General features: G+C 61.5%; 15 protein-coding genes. 4 read left to right on the top strand and 11 right to left on the bottom strand.

Translation table 11 applies throughout. The features are described from left to right. Window positions 1-17: 17 nt before the first annotated feature. On the bottom strand, window positions 18-377 hold the full coding sequence (locus VF436_RS11645) for a hypothetical protein (RefSeq protein ID WP_330904196.1): 360 nt from the start codon (window positions 375-377) through the stop codon (window positions 18-20). Window positions 378-479: 102 nt separating this feature from the next. Between VF436_RS11645 and VF436_RS11650 the strand changes: the two genes are divergently transcribed. The 3 genes from VF436_RS11650 (at window position 480) to VF436_RS11660 (ending at window position 3,394) form a co-directional block, all read left to right on the top strand. Beyond that, entirely contained in the window at window positions 480-1,496 is a 1,017-nt protein-coding gene (locus VF436_RS11650; RefSeq protein WP_330904211.1) for an aminoglycoside phosphotransferase family protein, read from the top strand. Next, window positions 1,493-2,209 (top strand): N-acetylmuramate alpha-1-phosphate uridylyltransferase MurU, encoded by a 717-nt coding sequence (gene murU / locus VF436_RS11655; protein WP_330904197.1) that lies wholly within the window; start codon window positions 1,493-1,495, stop codon window positions 2,207-2,209. Before VF436_RS11650 ends, murU begins: the two co-directional genes overlap by 4 nt. 66 nt (window positions 2,210-2,275) lie before the next feature. Continuing rightward, complete coding sequence (locus VF436_RS11660) at window positions 2,276-3,394, top strand: sterol desaturase family protein (protein WP_330904198.1); 1,119 nt, start codon at window positions 2,276-2,278, stop codon at window positions 3,392-3,394. Window positions 3,395-3,479: 85 nt separating this feature from the next. Here the strand turns inward: VF436_RS11660 and VF436_RS11665 are convergent, their stop codons facing one another. The 4 genes from VF436_RS11665 to yajC all read right to left on the bottom strand — a co-directional run bounded on the left by VF436_RS11665 (window position 3,480) and on the right by yajC (window position 7,404). Next, the gene (locus VF436_RS11665) at window positions 3,480-4,049 is read right to left on the bottom strand and encodes a DUF4339 domain-containing protein (protein WP_330904199.1); all 570 of its coding nucleotides are present in this window, start codon (window positions 4,047-4,049) and stop codon (window positions 3,480-3,482) included. 70 nt (window positions 4,050-4,119) lie between these two features. Beyond that, window positions 4,120-5,076: a protein translocase subunit SecF gene (gene secF, locus VF436_RS11670; protein WP_330904200.1), complete on the bottom strand. Its 957-nt coding sequence runs from the start codon at window positions 5,074-5,076 to the stop codon at window positions 4,120-4,122. A gap of 15 nt (window positions 5,077-5,091) precedes the next feature. After that, entirely contained in the window at window positions 5,092-6,972 is a 1,881-nt protein-coding gene (gene secD, locus VF436_RS11675) for a protein translocase subunit SecD (protein ID WP_330904201.1), read from the bottom strand. Between the two features lie 87 nt (window positions 6,973-7,059). Next, window positions 7,060-7,404 carry a preprotein translocase subunit YajC gene (gene yajC / locus VF436_RS11680; protein WP_330904202.1) on the bottom strand — a complete coding sequence of 115 codons (345 nt, stop codon included), beginning with the start codon at window positions 7,402-7,404 and terminating at the stop codon, window positions 7,060-7,062. A gap of 298 nt (window positions 7,405-7,702) precedes the next feature. On the opposite strand from yajC, the gene VF436_RS11685 reads away from it, so the two are divergent. Beyond that, on the top strand, window positions 7,703-9,118 hold the full coding sequence (locus VF436_RS11685; RefSeq protein WP_330904203.1) for a porin: 1,416 nt from the start codon (window positions 7,703-7,705) through the stop codon (window positions 9,116-9,118). Window positions 9,119-9,282: 164 nt separating this feature from the next. Here the strand turns inward: VF436_RS11685 and tgt are convergent, their stop codons facing one another. The 6 genes from tgt to VF436_RS11715 all read right to left on the bottom strand — a co-directional run. After that, window positions 9,283-10,407, bottom strand: coding sequence for a tRNA guanosine(34) transglycosylase Tgt (gene tgt, locus VF436_RS11690; RefSeq protein ID WP_330904204.1), 1,125 nt, complete (start codon window positions 10,405-10,407; stop codon window positions 9,283-9,285). 39 nt (window positions 10,408-10,446) lie between these two features. After that, a complete protein-coding gene (gene queA, locus VF436_RS11695) occupies window positions 10,447-11,475 on the bottom strand; it encodes a tRNA preQ1(34) S-adenosylmethionine ribosyltransferase-isomerase QueA (protein WP_330904205.1) in 1,029 nt (342 codons plus the stop codon). A 92-nt stretch (window positions 11,476-11,567) separates the two neighbouring features. Continuing rightward, window positions 11,568-14,090 (bottom strand): hypothetical protein, encoded by a 2,523-nt coding sequence (locus VF436_RS11700; protein ID WP_330904206.1) that lies wholly within the window; start codon window positions 14,088-14,090, stop codon window positions 11,568-11,570. Between the two features lie 35 nt (window positions 14,091-14,125). After that, on the bottom strand, window positions 14,126-15,313 hold the full coding sequence (locus tag VF436_RS11705; protein ID WP_330904207.1) for a DUF3142 domain-containing protein: 1,188 nt from the start codon (window positions 15,311-15,313) through the stop codon (window positions 14,126-14,128). A gap of 183 nt (window positions 15,314-15,496) precedes the next feature. Beyond that, on the bottom strand, window positions 15,497-16,720 hold the full coding sequence (locus tag VF436_RS11710) for an RtcB family protein (protein WP_330904208.1): 1,224 nt from the start codon (window positions 16,718-16,720) through the stop codon (window positions 15,497-15,499). A 53-nt stretch (window positions 16,721-16,773) separates the two neighbouring features. Continuing rightward, window positions 16,774-17,382, bottom strand: a 609-nt coding sequence (locus VF436_RS11715) for a slipin family protein (protein WP_330904209.1), incomplete at its 5' end; no start/stop codon positions are given.

A 17,382-nucleotide genomic window follows, 5' to 3' on the forward strand; every position in this document is an offset into this window, starting at 1 on the left:
CCACGGATGACGGTTTTTCAGGCGATGGGAGGGCGCAGTGGTGTAGGTGCAGGGAACACAACGACAAATGAGACAGACTGGGCAAGTGCGGCATCGGGCGCCACGCGTACTACATGCAACGCTGTCGGAATTGGCAATGCGACAGAATGCATACAATTGCAATGGCAGCCGGCCCCTTCGCCAAGCAGGCAACCATCCTCGCCATCGCCGGCCTGGTCCAGGAGGGTCACGGCCTGGGTATCGGCAGCAAAACCGGGTACATCGCCCACACAGATGCTGCTGCTGACCAACTTAAACATGATCGCCACCGCCAATAGCAGCCATGCGCCACGATGGGGGCGCAGGCGTGTCAGCAGAGGTAAGGGAGAGCCGATCATGGCTCGATGCTAACCAGTGGCATCGGTGTTAGACAATTGCAACGCTTGCGCCTGGCTCGTTCGGCGCTAAGCTCCCAGGCTATTCCAGTCCACCTGACTTCCATGCACAACGATCGCGCCACGCTTCGCCTCGCCTGGGCGAGAAAAGTACTCGACGATGCGTCGCTGGAACTGGCGCCAGCATCGGCTGATGCGAGTTTCCGCAGCTACTGGCGTGCCGTGACGGGGCCAGCGCACTCCAGTTGGATCATCATGGATTCCCCGCCGGCTCAGGAAGATCCACGTCCATGGCTTGATATCGGCGCTCGCCTGGCCGCGGCAGGACTGCACGTCCCGGCTGTGCATGCTCACGATGTCGAGCAGGGCCTGCTGCTGATCGAAGACCTTGGCTCGCACTTGTACCTGCCCGCACTCAACGACGAAACCGTCGAACAGCTCTATGGCGATGCGATGGATTCATTACTGCGCATGCAGATGCATGTCGATGTGGCTGGCATGCAAACCTATGACCAGGCGTTTCTGCGGCGCGAACTGGACATCATGCCAGAGTGGTTCCTGGGCAGGCATCTTGGCGTGACCCTGACGACAGCTGAACGCGAGGTTCTGGGCCAGGCATTCGAAGTGCTGCTCCATAGCGCACAGGAACAACCACTGAGTTTCGTGCATCGCGATTTCCACAGCCGCAACCTGCTGATCGTCGATCAGGGCGGCAATCCCGGCATCATCGATTTCCAGGGAGCACTGATCGGCCCGATCACCTACGACCTGGCGTCGCTACTGCGCGATTGCTACATCACCTGGGATCGTGAACGAGTGGAGGGCTGGGTCGAAAACTACCGCATGCGCCTGCGCGAGGCTCGCCTGATCGACGACACGGTCGACACCGATCGTTTCCAGCGATGGTTCGACCTGATTGGATTGCAACGGCACATCAAGGTACTGGGCCTGTTCTGCCGGCTCTGGTATCGCGATGGCAAGCGCGGCTATCTGGATGACCTGCCACGCGTCTTTGCCTACGTGTCGCGTGTCGCCAGGCGTTATCACGAGCTCGCCGACGTTGCCGCGCTGCTGGAGCGCCATGTCGGTACGCGCGACCTACGCGAGTCGCAGACCACATGAGACACGCCCTGATCTTTGCCGCCGGTCTGGGCGAACGCATGCGACCGTTGACCGACCATACCCCCAAGCCCCTGCTGGTGGCTGGCGGCAAGCCATTGATCGTGTGGCACTTGGAAAAACTAGCCGCCGCTGACGTGCATTACGTAGTGATCAACAGCTCGCACTTGGCCGAACAGTTACCTCAAGCGCTGGGAGATGGCGCACGCTGGGGCCTGCGCATCCGTTACGCGTACGAGGGTCCAGTGCCGCTGGAAACCGGCGGCGGCATGCTCAATGCCCTGCCCCTGCTGGGGCCTGAACCCTTCATCGCCGTAAACGGCGATATCTGGACGGATGTGGACCTGAGCACGCTCCCACGCGAGCCGGCTGGACTCGCCCATCTCGTGATGGTCGACAACCCGCCCCATCATCCCGAAGGCGATTTCGCCCTCGATACAACCGGCCGCCTGAACATGACCGATGTGCCACGCCTGACCTTCAGCGGCCTGGGCATCTATCGACCCGAACTCCTGCGCCAGTGGCGTGAAGCCGTCGGGACAACCGCTGAAAGCGCAACGAAACCGCCGCGGTTCAAGCTACGCGACGTGCTGCGTGCCGCCATGGCGCGAGGCGAGATATCGGGCAGCCACCATGCCGGTGCCTGGACCGATGTCGGCACGCCCGAACGCCTGGCGACCCTGGATGCCGCATTGAACGCAAGCCTGCGCGGCTGATCGCCCGCCCCGGTCGGCGTATCCTTTTGCAGGAAGTGGCCCGATTTCCCCGTCGATGGTGTTGTGATGTCCGAGTTTTGGTCTCATCTGGTTGACTGGTTCAGCGCGCATGGCGTGATGCCTGTCCTGCACGTGCTGCACCTGGAGGGGCTGGCCGGCGATCCGAAGGATATTGCCGCAGCGCTGCTGATTGCCACCTTGCAGTTGTGCATCATCGGCTTCGTGTTTCGCCCGCTGGAAACCCTGGCCCCTGCCGAGCGATGGAGCGATCGCAAACTCACCAGGCCCGATTTCCAGTACACCGTGATGATGCTGGTCGGCATCTTCCCGATCTTCAGCTTCCTGATCCTGACGCCGCTTGCCAACTACTTCGGAGGTGCCGATACCGGCCCCAGCGACGCCAGTGCCTCGCCGCTGGCCATTACGCACTGGTTTCCGGGACTGAAGGCGCATCCCTATCTGTTGTTTTTCATCTACTACATCGTCTACGACTTCGTTTACTACTGGATGCACCGCCTCCAGCACGCGCTGCCGTGGTGGTGGGCGCTGCACAGCATGCATCACAGCACGCGCCAGATGAGCTGCTGGACCAACGACCGTGGCAGTCCGGTGGATGGCTTCATCCAGTCGATCATTCTTGCAGTGGTCGGCATCGTAATGGGTGTGGAACCGGACGAATTCGCCTGGCTGATGCTGCTCGGCGAGCTGGTGCAGAACTTCTCGCATACCAATGTCCGGCTGCATTTCGGCCGGGTATTCGGCAGGATTTTCGTCGATCCCACCTTCCATCGCCTGCACCATATGTTGGTGGATCCGGATCGCCCAAACCTGCACAACTGCAATTTTGGGCAGGTGCTCTCGATCTGGGACGTCGTCTTCGGTACGTCGCTGTATGGCGAACCGGTGCGTCCCACAGGCGTAGGCGATCCCCTGGTCGATGACGACAACAACCACGGCCTGATCGGCCTGCACTGGAATGCGCTCAAGCGCTTCTGGGGTGCGGTGCGACGCCCCGCCGGCTGGAAGCTGGGCGAGGTCGCCTTCGGCGAAGGCTACCGCCCGATTCCCGTAGCCGAATGGGAGGCGCACGGCGTCGGTCACCATCGGCAATCAGAAGATACGCCCGATGGGCATGCATTGGATTTACCGCTCGATGCCGTGGCCGAGGCTGGGCAGGCATCCTGAGAGCTGTTCCGCAGCACGGCATCGATACGTAGAACGCAGCAGAGCCCCCGAAGGGGCCCTGCTGCGGTTCACGGCCAGAGCCACATCAGAACACGCCGAAACGCGCCATGATCGCCACGAAGAACACGATGATGGTCACGATGCTGACGATGGCGTAGGCCCACTGACGATCGGTGCGATTGGCGCGCAGGAACAGGTAGATCGGCGCCCCCAGACCACCCAGCAAAATCGGCCACAGGAAAGCCATGGACGGTTTGCGACCGGACGCCTTGATCTGGTTGCGATCCCAGATCGAGGTGCTGATGTACAAGGCCAGGCCGACAAAGTTGAAGTTCACATAGGCCAGCGGGATAAGTATCAGCGGTATCAATGCCATGGTCCATGCCGGTGCCGCGCTGACCGGCGTCACTGGCAGGATGACATCCTGCTCTGGCTGGGTACTGGCGGCCGTCACCGCAAACGGGTTGTGCAATGCCGTTTCCGTATCCGGGCCAAACTCCGTGTCACTCGCCGCCGCCCACTCGGCCATGCCTTCCTTCCAAAGCAAGGTCTCGCGGCGAATATATCCGTCACGGATCTTCTGGCGGATTTCTGCCGCCGAAACCGGTCCGGCCGGCAGGTTGCCGTTCTGGTAATGCCAAATCGCTTCAGTCATCCCTTCCATCTCCCTTCTGAAAAGAAGAAGCCCGGCTGAACCGGGCTTCTTGTCGCTTGCTGCATATCGCTCAGGGGCGACGCGCCAACTCGGGGTTTTCCCGGGTCTTGGGCATCAAATCCTGCTTGGACACACCCAACCAGAGCAGGATCGGACTCGCCACGAAAATCGAGGACAAGGTACCCACGACGATACCGATCAACATGGTGATGGCAAAACCGTGCACCACCGGCCCGCCGAAGAAATATAGCGCTGCCATGGTAATGCCGGTGAACAACGAGGTGATGATCGTTCGCGAGAGCGTACTGTTGATCGAACGATTCAACACTTCCTCCGGCTCGGCCTTGCGCGCCAGACGGAAAAGCTCGCGGATACGATCGAACACCACCACCTTGTCGTTGATCGAGTAACCGACCACCGCCAACACCGACGCCAGCACGGTGAGGTCGAATTCGCGCTGGGTAAGCGCGAAGATGCCGACCGTGACCAATGCGTCATGCACCTCCGTCAGCAATGCGGCGACGGCGAAACGCCATTCGAAGCGTATCCACAGGTAAAGCATGATGCCCACGATCACCAGGATCACCGCGATAATGCCGTCGCTGCGCAGCTCTTCGCCCACCTGGGAGCCGACATAGTCGCGGCTCTTGATGGTGGCGTCCTTGCGCTGGGCTTGCAGTGCAGGCAGCACCACGGCAACGACCTTGTCCAGGTTGACCTTGCCCTTGTCATCGAGCATGGCCTGCGTCGGTTGCAGGCGAATGGAGACTTCGCGCGTGCCGCCCAGGCTGGTGACGACTGGATTTTCCACGTGGATGCTCACCATGGCATTACGCACATCGTTGATGGCCACCGGCTGCTCGTAATCGGCAACGATCGAAATACCGCCGGTGAAGTCCAGCCCGTAATTGAGCCCGCGCGTGGCGATCAGCACGATCGAGGCGATGAGCAGGCCAATGGCCACGCCGATCGACAGCTTGCGGATGCCAAGGAAATTGACGTTACTGTTGGGATTGAAGATTTCCATGAGTCCCTGTGCCCCTTAGACCGAAAGGGTCTTGAGCTTGCGGTTGCCGTGGATCAATGCGGTGATCGCATGCGTCACGGTGACCGAAGTGAACATCGAGGTGAGGATACCGATCAGCAATGTCAGACCGAAACCGCGGATCGGGCCCGATCCCATCGTGGTCAGTGCCAATGCGGCGATCAGGTGGGTCACGTTGGCATCGAGAATGGTGGCCCAGGCTTTGTCATAGCCGGCACGAATGGCCGCCAGCGGCGTCGATCCGTTGCGCAATTCTTCGCGTACGCGTTCGCAGATCAGCACGTTCGCATCAATTGCCATACCCAGCGTCAGCACGATGCCGGCGATGCCGGGCATCGTCAGTGTCACGTGGATCGCCGACATGACGGCAACCAGGATCACCAGGTTGAAGAACAGCGCGATATCGGCCACCAGGCCAAAGAGTTTGTAATAGAAAGCCGCGGCTAGCAGCACCAGGCCAAGCCCGATCAGCACAGCCTTCATGCCCTTATCGATGTTATCGGCACCCAGGCTCGGACCGATCACACGCTCCTCGACGATATCGACCGGCGCGGCCAGCGAACCGCCGCGCAGCAGCAACGCCAGGTCATTGGCTTCCTTCGTGCGCAGGCCGGTGGTCTGGAACTGCTTGCCGAAGGTGCCATTGATGCGCGCATCGTTGATCACCGAATAGGTCACCGTCGGCGTGCGTACTTCCTTGCCATCGACGATCTTGGTATCGAAGACGCGCTCGACGTACACCACCGCCATCGGCTTGTAGAGGTTGTCCTGGGTGAACGCGAGCATCTTCTTCGCGCCAGCCTCGTTCAACGTGACCGACACAGCCGGGGCATTGGTCTGCGTATCGGTCGTGGCGATGGCGCTGGTCAGCTCGTCACCGGTGACGATGGCACGCTTGCTCACCAGCACGGGCAGCTTGCTATCACGCATGTAGTAGAGGTTCGCGTCCGGCGGCACATTGCCGGTGCGAGCCGCTTCCATGGCGGCCGCGTCGCCAGCCGAACCGATACCTGCACGGTATTCGAGTGTGGCCACCGCGCCGATGAGTTTCTTGGCTTCGGCTGTATCCTGCACGCCAGCCAGCTCCACCACGATGCGGCTATCGCCCTGTTGCTGGATGATCGGTTCGGACACGCCCAGCTGGTTGATGCGGTTACGCAGCGTGCTGAGGTTCTGGCGGATGGTGTTCTGCGAGATCTCGCGTAGCTTTTCCGGCTTGAGACCCGCGGTAACCACGAAACGATCGCCGGTGGACGGACCATCCTTGACGTTGAGGTCAGGATAGGCCAGCGCAATGGCGTTGGATGCGGCCGTTCGATCGTCGGCCGAACGCAGCACGACGTTCACACCCTGGCCGCGGTTGCTGGCATCGCGTGCCACCGACTCGTAGCGAATGTTCTTTTCGCGCAGCAAGGCGCGAATATCGTCCGCGTAACGTGTCTCCTGCTTGTTCAGCACATCGCTCTGGTCCACTTCCATGAGGAAATGCACGCCGCCTTGCAAGTCCAGACCCAGCGGCATGGAGTTGGCCCCGATGCCGCGCAACCACGACGGCACGCTCGATTCGAGGTTGAACGCCACGGTGTAGTCGTCGCCCACAGCCGGCTTGATCGCGTCAGCCGCGGCCTTCTGCAGGTCACCGTTGGCAAAACCGACCGTCAGGCGCCCATCACGGATATTGATGTCCTGATAGGCAATCTTTTGTTGCGCCAGCGCCGCCACGACCTTCTGCTGAAGGGCCTGGTCTACAGGCGCTTCGTGGTTGGCCGATACCTGCACGGCCTGGATGGGCAGGAATATGTTCGGAATCGCATAAACGATGCCGAGAATCAGTACGACTGCGACCAGCGCATATTTCCAGCGTGGAAAATCACTCATGCCTTGAATCCATGAATGCCGCGAAACCCTCTGGACCACGCGGCGAAAACGTCGTTGCACCGTGTCGACCGGCTACCGCCGGTCGGCTCAATTGCCCTTCAGCGCGCCCTTGGGCAACACCTGCGACACGGCCCCCTTCTGCACCTTGACCTTCACGTTCGCGGCGATCTCGACCGTTATGAAGGAGTCCCCCACTTCTTCCACGCGCCCGGCGATACCGCCGTTCGTCACCACTTCGTCGCCCTTGGACAGGGCTTCGACCATAGAGCGATGCTCCTTCTGCCGCTTCATCTGCGGGCGGATCATGATGAAGTACATCACGCCGAACATCAGGATCATGAGGATCGGGAAGCTCAGCAAGCTGCCCGGGCTCTGGGCGCCAGCGGCGGGAGCAGCGGCCTGGGCCAGCATGAAGGAGATCGGCAAAGTCATCTTATTGTCTCGCAAGTAACGGTGTCGGCGGGATTTTTTGCCGGCACCTTGGAAAAAGATCGCCGATTATGCCATGCGACCTGAACGCTTGCATGACGCGGCCTCGATGCTGGAAAACCCTGCGGGTCCGGTTGTGACGCCGTTTGCAGGCTGTCACACAACGGACACAGGCCAGTTGTATCGTCGCCGCATCGTAATTTCTTACGGACTAGCACCCATCCGGGTGTCATATGGAACATTCCAGGACGGAGGGACCGGCGCCTTAAGCCGGTCCAAGCTGCATACGGACGTGGTACGCGTGAAGAAAAAAGCTCTTGCATCATTGGTTTGGGTTCTTGCCGCAGACGTCATGGCCGAATCCAGTCCCACGACAGCCATGGATCTTTATGTGGACCCCCAGACCCAGCAGTTGTTTGCCCAACCGGGTCCAGGACGCGAAAGGCTCGGTCGCTTTGCCCGCATAGATGACAAGCCCCAGGGCGTGGTGGTTCCCGGGCCCCAGCCCACCCCTTCCCCAGCAAACGGCAGGATGCCGGCGACAACCGCGGATGTCGCCACTCCCCAGCCGGTCCGCGAACGCGCCTGGTACGAACGCCTGGGGCTGCGCGGCTACATGCAGTTGCGCTACAACCATAAATTAAATGACAGCGCATCCTTGCTTCGCGCGCCCGGCGACCGCTTCATTGGTGACCGCCAAAACCTGGGCATACGGCGCGCGCGCCTGGTGATCAGCGGCGACCTCAACGATCGCGTCTCACTCTATCTGCAGCCGGATCTGGCCAGCACGCCGACCGGTTCGAGCACGTCGAACTTTGCCCAATTGCGCGACGCATATGCCGATATCTATCTCGATACGCGCAAGGAGTGGCGCGTGCGCGCCGGCCAGTCAAAAGTACCGTATGGCTGGGAAAACCTGCAATCGAGCCAAAACCGCATTGCTCCGGATCGCGCCGACGCCCTCAACGCGGGCGTGCGCGACGAGCGCGACCTGGGCCTGTTTCTCTACTACACGCCCCGCGTGGCTGCGGATCGCTTCAAGTATCTGGTGCAGTCGGGCCTGAAAGGCTCCGGTGACTACGGCATCGTCGGCCTGGGGGTATACAACGGCCAGGGCGCCAACCGCTCCGAGCAGAACAACAACATGCATACGGTGCTGCACCTGACCTATCCCTTCCGCTTCGACAACGGCCAGTTCCTGGAAGTAGGCGCCGATGCCTACACCGGTCGCTTCAAGGTCACCTCGCTCTCCAGCATCACCGCAGACGGGCAATCGTTCACGCCGCGCGATTCAACCGGCGCACGCGGCGCACTGGACCAGCGCGTGGCCGCACACGTCATCTATTACCCGCAGCCTTTCGGCTTCCAGGCCGAGTGGACCGTCGGGCGCGGCCCGGAGCTGGACCTCGCCAACCGTACGATCCGCCAACGTTCGCTGCGCGGCGGCTATGTGCAGGCGATGTACAAGATCGATGGCGCTGGCGGTTCCCTGGTGCCGTACGTGAAATGGCAGACGTATCGCGGTGCATCGAAGTTCGACACCAACGCGCCGCGCTTCCTGCTCAACGAAGTCGAGGCAGGCGTGGAATGGCAGGTATCCAAAGCCCTGGAGATCGCCATCGCCTATGCCAACATGCGCCGCACCCATCTGGCCAATGCGCCTTATCGGCGGGTGCAAGGCGACCTGCTGCGCATGCAGTTGCAGGTCAACTACTGAGGCTCGCACAGACTGATGGCTTTAGTGATGAATGATGAATAAGTAGCGAGGGCGCACGCTTTAAGACCATCGCGATCCAACCGCGTGGCGAGGCCATGTCGCAACACCCTTGTGCGAGCCAAGGCCTCCTCACTCCTCGCTTCCAGCCACTCACTCCTGGCTGCTTAGCTGACCCCATCCTTGCGGGCCGCATAGAACTCGGCCACGAAAGCGTCCAGGCGCTGCTCGGCGATGGCTTGGCGCAGGCCGGCCATCAGGCGCTGGTAGTGACGCAGGTTGTGCATCGTCGCGAGCTGGCTGGCAAGGATCTCATTGCAGCGATCCAGGTGGCGCAAGTAGGCGCGCGAGAAACCATTGGCGCATGCATAGCAGTCGCAGCCCTCCTCGATCACTCGCGTGTCGGTGATGAACTTGGCATTGCGGATGCGCAGCGTGCCCTGGTCGGTGAACAGAAAACCATTGCGAGCGTTGCGAGTGGGCATCACGCAATCGAACATGTCGATGCCACGGCACACCGCCTCGACGATGTCCTCCGGACGGCCAACACCCATCAGATAGCGCGGCTGATTATGCGGCAGCAACGGCAGCGTGACGTCGAGCGTATGGTTGCGCTCGGCCTCCGGCTCACCCACGGCCAGGCCGCCGACCGCATAGCCATGAAAACCGATACGCACCAGTTCTTCGGCCGAACGGCGACGCAAGTGTTCATACGTGCTGCCCTGGACGATGCCGAACAGGGCATTGGGGTTGCCCAGCTCGTCGAAGGCACGACGCGAACGCTCTGCCCAGCGCAAGCTGAGCTCCATGGACGACTGCGCCACTTTCTCCGTGGCCGGATACGGCGTGCACTCGTCGAAGATCATCGCAATGTCGGAGTTCAGCGCGGTCTGAATCCGCATCGACACTTCCGGCGATAGAAATACCTTTGAACCATCCACCGGCGAGGCGAAGTTCACGCCCTCTTCGGTGATCTTGCGCTTGTGTGCCAGCGAGAATACCTGGAAGCCGCCGGAGTCGGTGAGGATTGGGCCGTCCCAGCCGATGAAGCGGTGCAGGCCACCGAAACGCTCCACCACCTCCAGTCCCGGCCTCAGGAACAAGTGAAAGGTATTGCCCAGGATGATCTGCGCACCGATGTCGCGAATATCGCGAGGGGTCATCGCCTTGACCGAACCATAGGTACCCACCGGCATGAAGGCAGGTGTTTCCACGACGCCATGATTGAGCGTGAGCTGGCCGCGGCGCGCCGCGCCATCGGTGGCGGAAATATCAAAATTCAAAGGATTCATCACGCAATTATCGCTTGTTTGCCAGCTCGGAAGGGCCGGTCACTGGCCGGCCAGGATCAGCATCGCATCCCCGTAGGAGAAGAAGCGGTACTTCTGTTGCACGGCGTGGCGGTACGCCTCCAGCACGAAATCCTGTCCCGCCAGCGCACAGACCAGCATGAGCAACGTCGATTGCGGCAAGTGGAAGTTGGTGATCAGGCCATCGATGCTGGTGATGCGGTAGCCAGGAAAGATGAATATCTGTGTCTCGCCAGCAAAGGGCTGTACCTGGCCGTCGCGAGTTGCGCTTTCCAGCGCACGCACGACGGTGGTGCCCACGCCGATCACTCGGCCACCTGCGGCACGCGTACGCCGGATCTGTTCCACCAGCCCGGCCCCCACGTTCAACCACTCGCGGTGCATCTGGTGGTCCTGGATATTGTCGGCACGCACCGGCTGAAACGTGCCGGCCCCCACGTGCAGGGTGACATAACCAAAATCAATGTCCTTCTCGCGCAAGAGCGCGAGCATGGCTTCATCGAAATGCAGGCCTGCCGTGGGTGCGGCCACCGCACCCGGTTCACGCGCGTAAACCGTTTGATAGCGCTCCAGGTCGCTATCGTCGGCGCCACGCTCGATATAGGGCGGCAGCGGCATCTCGCCAAGGCGTCCAAGCAGTTTTTCAAGCGGGTCGTGCGATTCGAAGCGCAATCTGAAAAACGGCCCTTCGCGCCCCAGCACCGTGGCGTGGCTGCCATCGGCCAGTTCGATCCGCCCGCCCTCCTTGGGCTTCTTGCTCACGCCCAGTTGCGCCATCGCCTCATGCGCGCCGGTGACACGCTCGATCAGGATCTCGACCGCTCCCCCGGACTCCTTGCGACCGTACAGGCGCGCGGGCAACACCCGGGTATCGTTGAAGACCAACAGATCGCCCGGTCGCAGAAACGAGGGCAACTCGCGAAACGTGCGATCCTGCCGGGAGCCGGCAACCGGATCGAGCCATAGCAGGCGGCTGGCCGAGCGTTCCGCCAATGGCACCTGGGCGATCAGCTCGGGGGGAAGCTGGAAATCGAAATCAGACTTTTTCACGGTAATACCCGCAGCAACAGACGGGTATTATCGCGCAAACCCGAGAGGACGTCGGGTGCACCTCCTGGCGCACCCGATAAACGACGATTCGATCAAACCTGCGGCTTGTTCTTGCGGCGGCGTCCAAGGGCAAATGCCACACCGGCCACCACGACAACCAGGCCACCCAGTTCCATCGGCCAGTGGCGGCGAATGGCATGCTTGATCGCGCGAATCTGCTGAGCCCGTTTGAGCTTGCGCGCAGCGTCGAAATCGGGCTCGGGACAGCCGCGACCAAAGTCGTCGGCCCACTCCACATAAGGCCCCTGCTTGACGTAACGACCATACAGAGCGCCGATGCGGCGGGTGCGCTCGTCGTCCTTGTCTTTCGCGGGCGACTGGTCGTTATAGTCGAAGTAGTCATCGCCCGGACCATCCATCATCCAGCCCGTGGCCTTGCAAAGTACGGCGGCGAAGGCCTGGGAACGCGGCGGCAGCAGGTCGGCCGCACGGGAGGCCTGATCCACCGCAAGATAGCGGTAGTGGAAACGCTGGTTGGGCTTGGCCTGGCTCTGGTCGTAACGCTGGCGCTCGCCATCGGTGACGAAGGTCTGCTTCATGCTCTTCTCGTCCTGGCCACTGCCACCCGGGAACGAGCCACCGTTGTCAGTGAAGTCCGGATTCTGCTCATAGCCAAGGATCTCCATGCCATTGGCACGTGCGATCGCGGCGGCAGCATAGGCCGCCTGCGCCTTGCCGATGTCGGTCCAACGGTGCTCGGCGTCGTGCAGATCCTGCGCATATTCCTTGGCCTTGGCACGCAGATCCACATTGCCGAAGCGCGAATCGCCGCTGGCGGGAAAATACGCCAAGGCCTCATCGTAGCGCCCGGCCCGCATCAATCGACGCGCAAGCAACCAGCGCAGGCTATCGGCAACGGGGATCACGCTATAGCCGCCGCCCTCGGCGTTCTTGTCAGCTTTCGGCTGGGGGGCAGGTGAAGCCGGGGCATGCGCATCGACGAAGGACTTCAGCTCGTCAACGGTCAACACGCGCTCGGCAACGAAGTTCATATCATTGGCGTAACCGGTACCGGCATCGTCGGGGTCGGCCTCTTCACCGTTGTATTGGTTACCATCACCGCCGACACGCACTGCGGCATCGAACAGATGCCCCATCGCCTCGACGTATTCACCGCGAGCCAGCGCCAGCACGCCCTGCTCGCCCAGGATCAGCTGGGTATTGCTGGGCTCAATGTTTGCCTGAGGATCATCGGCCTTCGGAAATGCCTTGGCGGCCTCGGCATAGGCGGCCGCAGCGGCGGCCATGTCGCCCTTCTGCAGGGCAAGCTTGGCCCGCAGCCAACTGGTCAGCGGTCCATGCGTCTTGTCCAAGAGCTTGGCGGCCAGATCGTAGCGACCAGCTTCGTAGCACAAGGCCGCCAGGCGATCGGCACCCACCGCCGGCTCGCCGCCCGCAGCGACGATGGCATCGACCAGCGTGGCGACCTTGGAGTCTTTCTCCGGCGCGGCAGGCGCACTGTCGCTCGTCGCGGGAGAATCACCCACGCTGCTGTCGCTGTGACGAGCTAGCACGTAAGCCACGAGCAGGCGCTGGGACAGCGGACCATCGACCATCTGCCGGGTCAAGGGGGGACTCTGGGTGATCGCATAGGCGATCTGCTCGAGCGAGCGCATGGCGTTATCGGAGTGGTGTCCGGCCTGGGCCGAATACAGCGCGATAGCATGCTTGAGGTCGGACGGCGCCATGCGCGTGGCGCAATCCTTGGCGTTGTAGAAATCGCTCCAACTGCACAGCTTGCCGTTGTTGTAGAGAAACAATTGGGCTTCTTCACCAAAGCTGGCGACACCCAAACCCTGGGTATCGGAATCTCCGGCAAGTGCACGCGTACGCACCAGCTCGAACGACTTGGCTGCCGCGTCACGCTCCTGCTTGAACTGCGTAGGGCTACCGGCATACGCCAACGCGCGAACAGCATGGATGCGTCCCAGCATGTATGCCGCCCAGACCGACCGAGACTTGGCCTGCCCGGCGGGCAACGCCAGCACTCTCTCGAAATAGGTGACTGCCTTGTCCAGCATGGTGGTGTTGAAATCCGTACAAAAACGTGCCCTGCCGCCGTTAGTGTCGGCCTCGTTCAATCCCTTGTCGGCAGCGGCAACATCCGCGGCATTGCCATCGACCTGGAAACCGTCCTCGCCACCTTCGCCCTTGGTGTTACCGCAGCTATCCATGGCACGGTTGAAGAGCGATGCACCGACCGCGTACAGGCGTATGTCCTCGGGTAAATCCTTGCCAGCGGCATAGGCAGCCACGTCGTCATCGATCGTATGGATTTTATCGACGATCGCCTGTTGCGCGTCCGTAATGCCCAGATCCGGCTTGATCTTTTTCTCGTCGGCATAGATCGACGTATCGGCCTCTACCGGCTTGAGCTGATCAGTGGCAGGCAGCAACTGCCGCACCTCGAAGGCAAAGCTGTTGACCGGGACCGCCTTGAGGGTGGCCTGGCGGTTATCGAGCAACTGATTGGGAAACATGGGGCCGCAGGCCCAGGCCACGGCACCGGCCAGGCCCAGCAAGGCACATGCCGCGATCGCTTTGCGTTTGTACATGGATAACAACCCTGTCATTCAACTCGATGGATGATTCAAACTTCAATGCGCGGTGCAGGCGCGTCCTGTGTGCAACGCGCCCAACCAATGACCCGCACGGTGTGTGCACGCAGCCAGCCATCCAGCCGGCGGCGCAGGATCACGCCATCGGCCTGGGCAACCCTGGCATAGCCATTCACGCCATCCGCCAACGCGCAACCGGCCGGCAGGTGCACGGCCACTGGCAGCGATGCATCGATATCGCCGTCATTACGCAGAAGAAGATCCAGCGCCCCTGCCATCGCCCCCGGCCGTACCTGCACCGACACGTGGGAGGATAACGGTAAACCACGCATGACAGCATGCCATGTCGACAAGCTCCAGGCGCGCGTATCGTCATCGGTGGGCAAACGAAACCACACAAAGCCAGCCAGATGCCGCAGCGGCGCATCACGCATGCCCCTGGCAAAGGCAGAGATAGCCTGCGGCGAGGCAGCCAACTCGCTGAACACGACGCCGCCGGCCAGATTGGGCAGTTCACTTTCGACGCCGAGCAGCCGCCCATCAGCGTCAAAGCTGACCCGGCTGGCATATGTCGGCAGCGCAATCCTGAACGGCCGCGTGGTATGGCCTGCGAAATCACTGGCCCAGGCAGCAGCCAACCGGGCATCGAACAATCCTGCATGGGGCGACTGCACGGCGTGCACCTGCAAGACCGAGGTATCGACCTGGGCCAGTACCCGATCCAGGGCCGGCGACGACAACCAGGCCGGCAGCGCCGTAATGGACAATGGCAAGCCGCCCAGCTTCGCCTTCAGATGCGCCAGGAACCGCGCATACTCAGGCAATCGTGCCGTTCCGCAATCGTGGTCGATCTCGATTCCCGCCAGCGGCACGGCCCGCCAGGCCTCGCGCAGGGCAAGCACCTGCGCTAGCAGGGCGTCTTCATCCCAATGTGCGAGCTGTCCATCGATGCGCACGACGGCCACCACCGGGTGACCGCTCATGACAAGCGCCGCAAGATCGACCTCAAAGCTACGCAACCGCCCCTTCGCATCGGTCTGCGCGGCGAGCACCCGCCAGGCATGCACGTCGGCAGCCGATGCTCGCATGGCATCGACAACCCGTGGCGTCCATTGGCGCTGCCAGATATAGGCGTCATCATCCAGCGCGACATGCGAACGCTGGCAACTGGCGAGCAACATGGCTCCCAGCGCAAGCAAACATGCCTTGATCGGCGACATGGGAATCCTGGTATGAACAAAGCGGGGGCATGGTAAGGCGTGGGATGGCAGATAGGTAGCGGGGACGCCAATATGGACGGCATCGCAAACATCCAGGCGTGCGATCGGGCCCTTGCACCCCTTCACACCTGCCGCAAGCGCCCGGACTTGCGCCCCCGCCCCCGAACTCCCCGCTCCGTCGTTTCATCCCTTGACGCAAAGCACCTGCCGTAGCGTGTGCACCACCTCGACCAGATCCGTCTGGGCGGCCATGACTGAGTCGATGGACTTATAAGCGGCTGGCGATTCGTCGATTACCGCCTTGTCCTTGCGGCATTCGACGTGCGCGGTCGCGTCGCGGTGCTGCGCCAACGTAATGGTCTGACGGGCCTGGGTACGGCTCATCACACGCCCGGCCCCATGACTGCAACTATGAAAGCTTTCAGGGTTACCCTTGCCTCGCACGATGTAGCTGCGCGTACCCATGCTTCCAGGGATGATGCCTAGCTCACCCTCCCTCGCGCTGACCGCTCCCTTGCGCGTCACCAGCAGTAATTGCCCGAAGTGTGTCTCGCGCTGCACGTAATTGTGATGGCAATTGACTGCCGTCTTTTCCAACTGGAACTTTGGCAGCCGATGGCGCATTTCCGCCAGCACCCGGCTCAACATCGCTTCGCGGTTCTGCCGAGCGTAATCCTGTGCCCAGGACACGGCCTCCACGTAGTCGTCGAACAGTTCTTCGCCTTCCATGAAGAACGCCAGGTCTTTGTCCGGCAGGTGAAAACCCAGTACGCGACGGGCCAGTTCCTCGCGGGCACGCTCGATGAAATACGTGCCAATGAGGTTACCGGTGCCACGGGAGCCCGAATGCAGCATGACCCATACCGCGTCGGATTGATCCAGGCATAGTTCGATGAAGTGATTACCACCGCCGAGCGTGCCCAGTTGCCGTTCAAGCTTGTCCACGCGAATCTTGCGGTGCTTGGCCTTGATCGCGGCCAGGCGCTCCCCCAGGCCCGAGGCAACCAGGCGCGAGGTGATGCTGTCGGGCATGCGTCGATGCTCGCCGCCGTTGCCATTGCCGACCGGTACGCTACGTTCGATGGACGACCGCAGCAAAGCGAGGTTGTCCGGCAGATCCGTGGCACGCAGGGTGGTTCGCACCGCAGCCATGCCACAGCCGATATCCACGCCTACGGCAGCCGGAACGATAGCGCCCTGGGTCGGCAATACCGAGCCCACCGTGGCGCCCTTGCCTAGATGTACGTCCGGCATCACGGCAATCCAGGGACCGACGAAAGGCAGGCCTGTCATATTTTGCAATTGAGCGCGCGCGGCGTCCTCCACCGGCACCCCGCGTACCCATGCCTTGATCGGTATGCGACTCCCCTCGGCGTGCAACAACCGATAACCTTGTTGTGTGTTCATGAGACTTTCCTTGAGTTTGCTTTGTCGCCCGCTCCCTGTGGCGGCAAAGCTTGTTACAGCTTCAGGCTCACTACCTGATTCAGCACGCTATCCATGCCGCCGAACACAGTGAGCTTGTCGATTTTCTCAGTAACCTTTTCCAGCGCCTCCAACTCCTTCAAGCGCATCAGCACCGGGCTGGACTCGATCAACTTCGCCGTATTGAGCAAGGAACGCGTGGCATTGGCCTCCTCGCGACGGCGGATCACATTGGCCTGCGCAGCCTTTTCGGCCTGTACGACGCTGTTGAGAATCTCTTTCATTTCGCCCGGCAGGATGACGTCTTTGACGCCCACGCCAAGCACCTCGAGACCAAGCTCCTCCACGCGTGGACGCACGTAAGCAAAGATGTCGGCGTCCAGTGATGCCTTGTCACCAAGCAACGCGTCCAATGTCTTGCCAGAGACAGCCTTACGCAAGCCATATTGCAATTCGCGATACAGATGATCGAGATACTTGGACACACGAGTACGTGCGGCGATCGGATCGACCACACGCAAGGTCGCTGCCAGATTGACACGTAGGCTCACCTTGTCGCGAGTCAGCAACTCCTGACCTGATACCTCCAGCGCCTGCACACGCAAATCGATCACCTCGACGGCAACGTTCTTGCGGAAATTCCA

Origin of the sequence: Dyella sp. (genome assembly GCF_036384435.1) — a bacterium.
Taxonomy (GTDB): domain Bacteria; phylum Pseudomonadota; class Gammaproteobacteria; order Xanthomonadales; family Rhodanobacteraceae; genus GSA-30.

What these genes read in the sequence shown, in the direction of transcription:
- VF436_RS11645 (WP_330904196.1), bottom strand. Translation starts at nt 377, where the DNA reads ATGATCGGCTCTCCCTTACCTCTGCTGACACGCCTGCGCCCCCATCGT.
- VF436_RS11650 (WP_330904211.1), top strand. Translation starts at nt 480, where the DNA reads ATGCACAACGATCGCGCCACGCTTCGCCTCGCCTGGGCGAGAAAAGTA.
- murU (WP_330904197.1), top strand. Translation starts at nt 1,493, where the DNA reads ATGAGACACGCCCTGATCTTTGCCGCCGGTCTGGGCGAACGCATGCGA.
- VF436_RS11660 (WP_330904198.1), top strand. Translation starts at nt 2,276, where the DNA reads ATGTCCGAGTTTTGGTCTCATCTGGTTGACTGGTTCAGCGCGCATGGC.
- VF436_RS11665 (WP_330904199.1), bottom strand. Translation starts at nt 4,049, where the DNA reads ATGACTGAAGCGATTTGGCATTACCAGAACGGCAACCTGCCGGCCGGA.
- secF (WP_330904200.1), bottom strand. Translation starts at nt 5,076, where the DNA reads ATGGAAATCTTCAATCCCAACAGTAACGTCAATTTCCTTGGCATCCGC.
- secD (WP_330904201.1), bottom strand. Translation starts at nt 6,972, where the DNA reads ATGAGTGATTTTCCACGCTGGAAATATGCGCTGGTCGCAGTCGTACTG.
- yajC (WP_330904202.1), bottom strand. Translation starts at nt 7,404, where the DNA reads ATGACTTTGCCGATCTCCTTCATGCTGGCCCAGGCCGCTGCTCCCGCC.
- tgt (WP_330904204.1), bottom strand. Translation starts at nt 10,407, where the DNA reads ATGAATCCTTTGAATTTTGATATTTCCGCCACCGATGGCGCGGCGCGC.
- VF436_RS11700 (WP_330904206.1), bottom strand. Translation starts at nt 14,090, where the DNA reads ATGTACAAACGCAAAGCGATCGCGGCATGTGCCTTGCTGGGCCTGGCC.
- VF436_RS11705 (WP_330904207.1), bottom strand. Translation starts at nt 15,313, where the DNA reads ATGTCGCCGATCAAGGCATGTTTGCTTGCGCTGGGAGCCATGTTGCTC.
- VF436_RS11710 (WP_330904208.1), bottom strand. Translation starts at nt 16,720, where the DNA reads ATGAACACACAACAAGGTTATCGGTTGTTGCACGCCGAGGGGAGTCGC.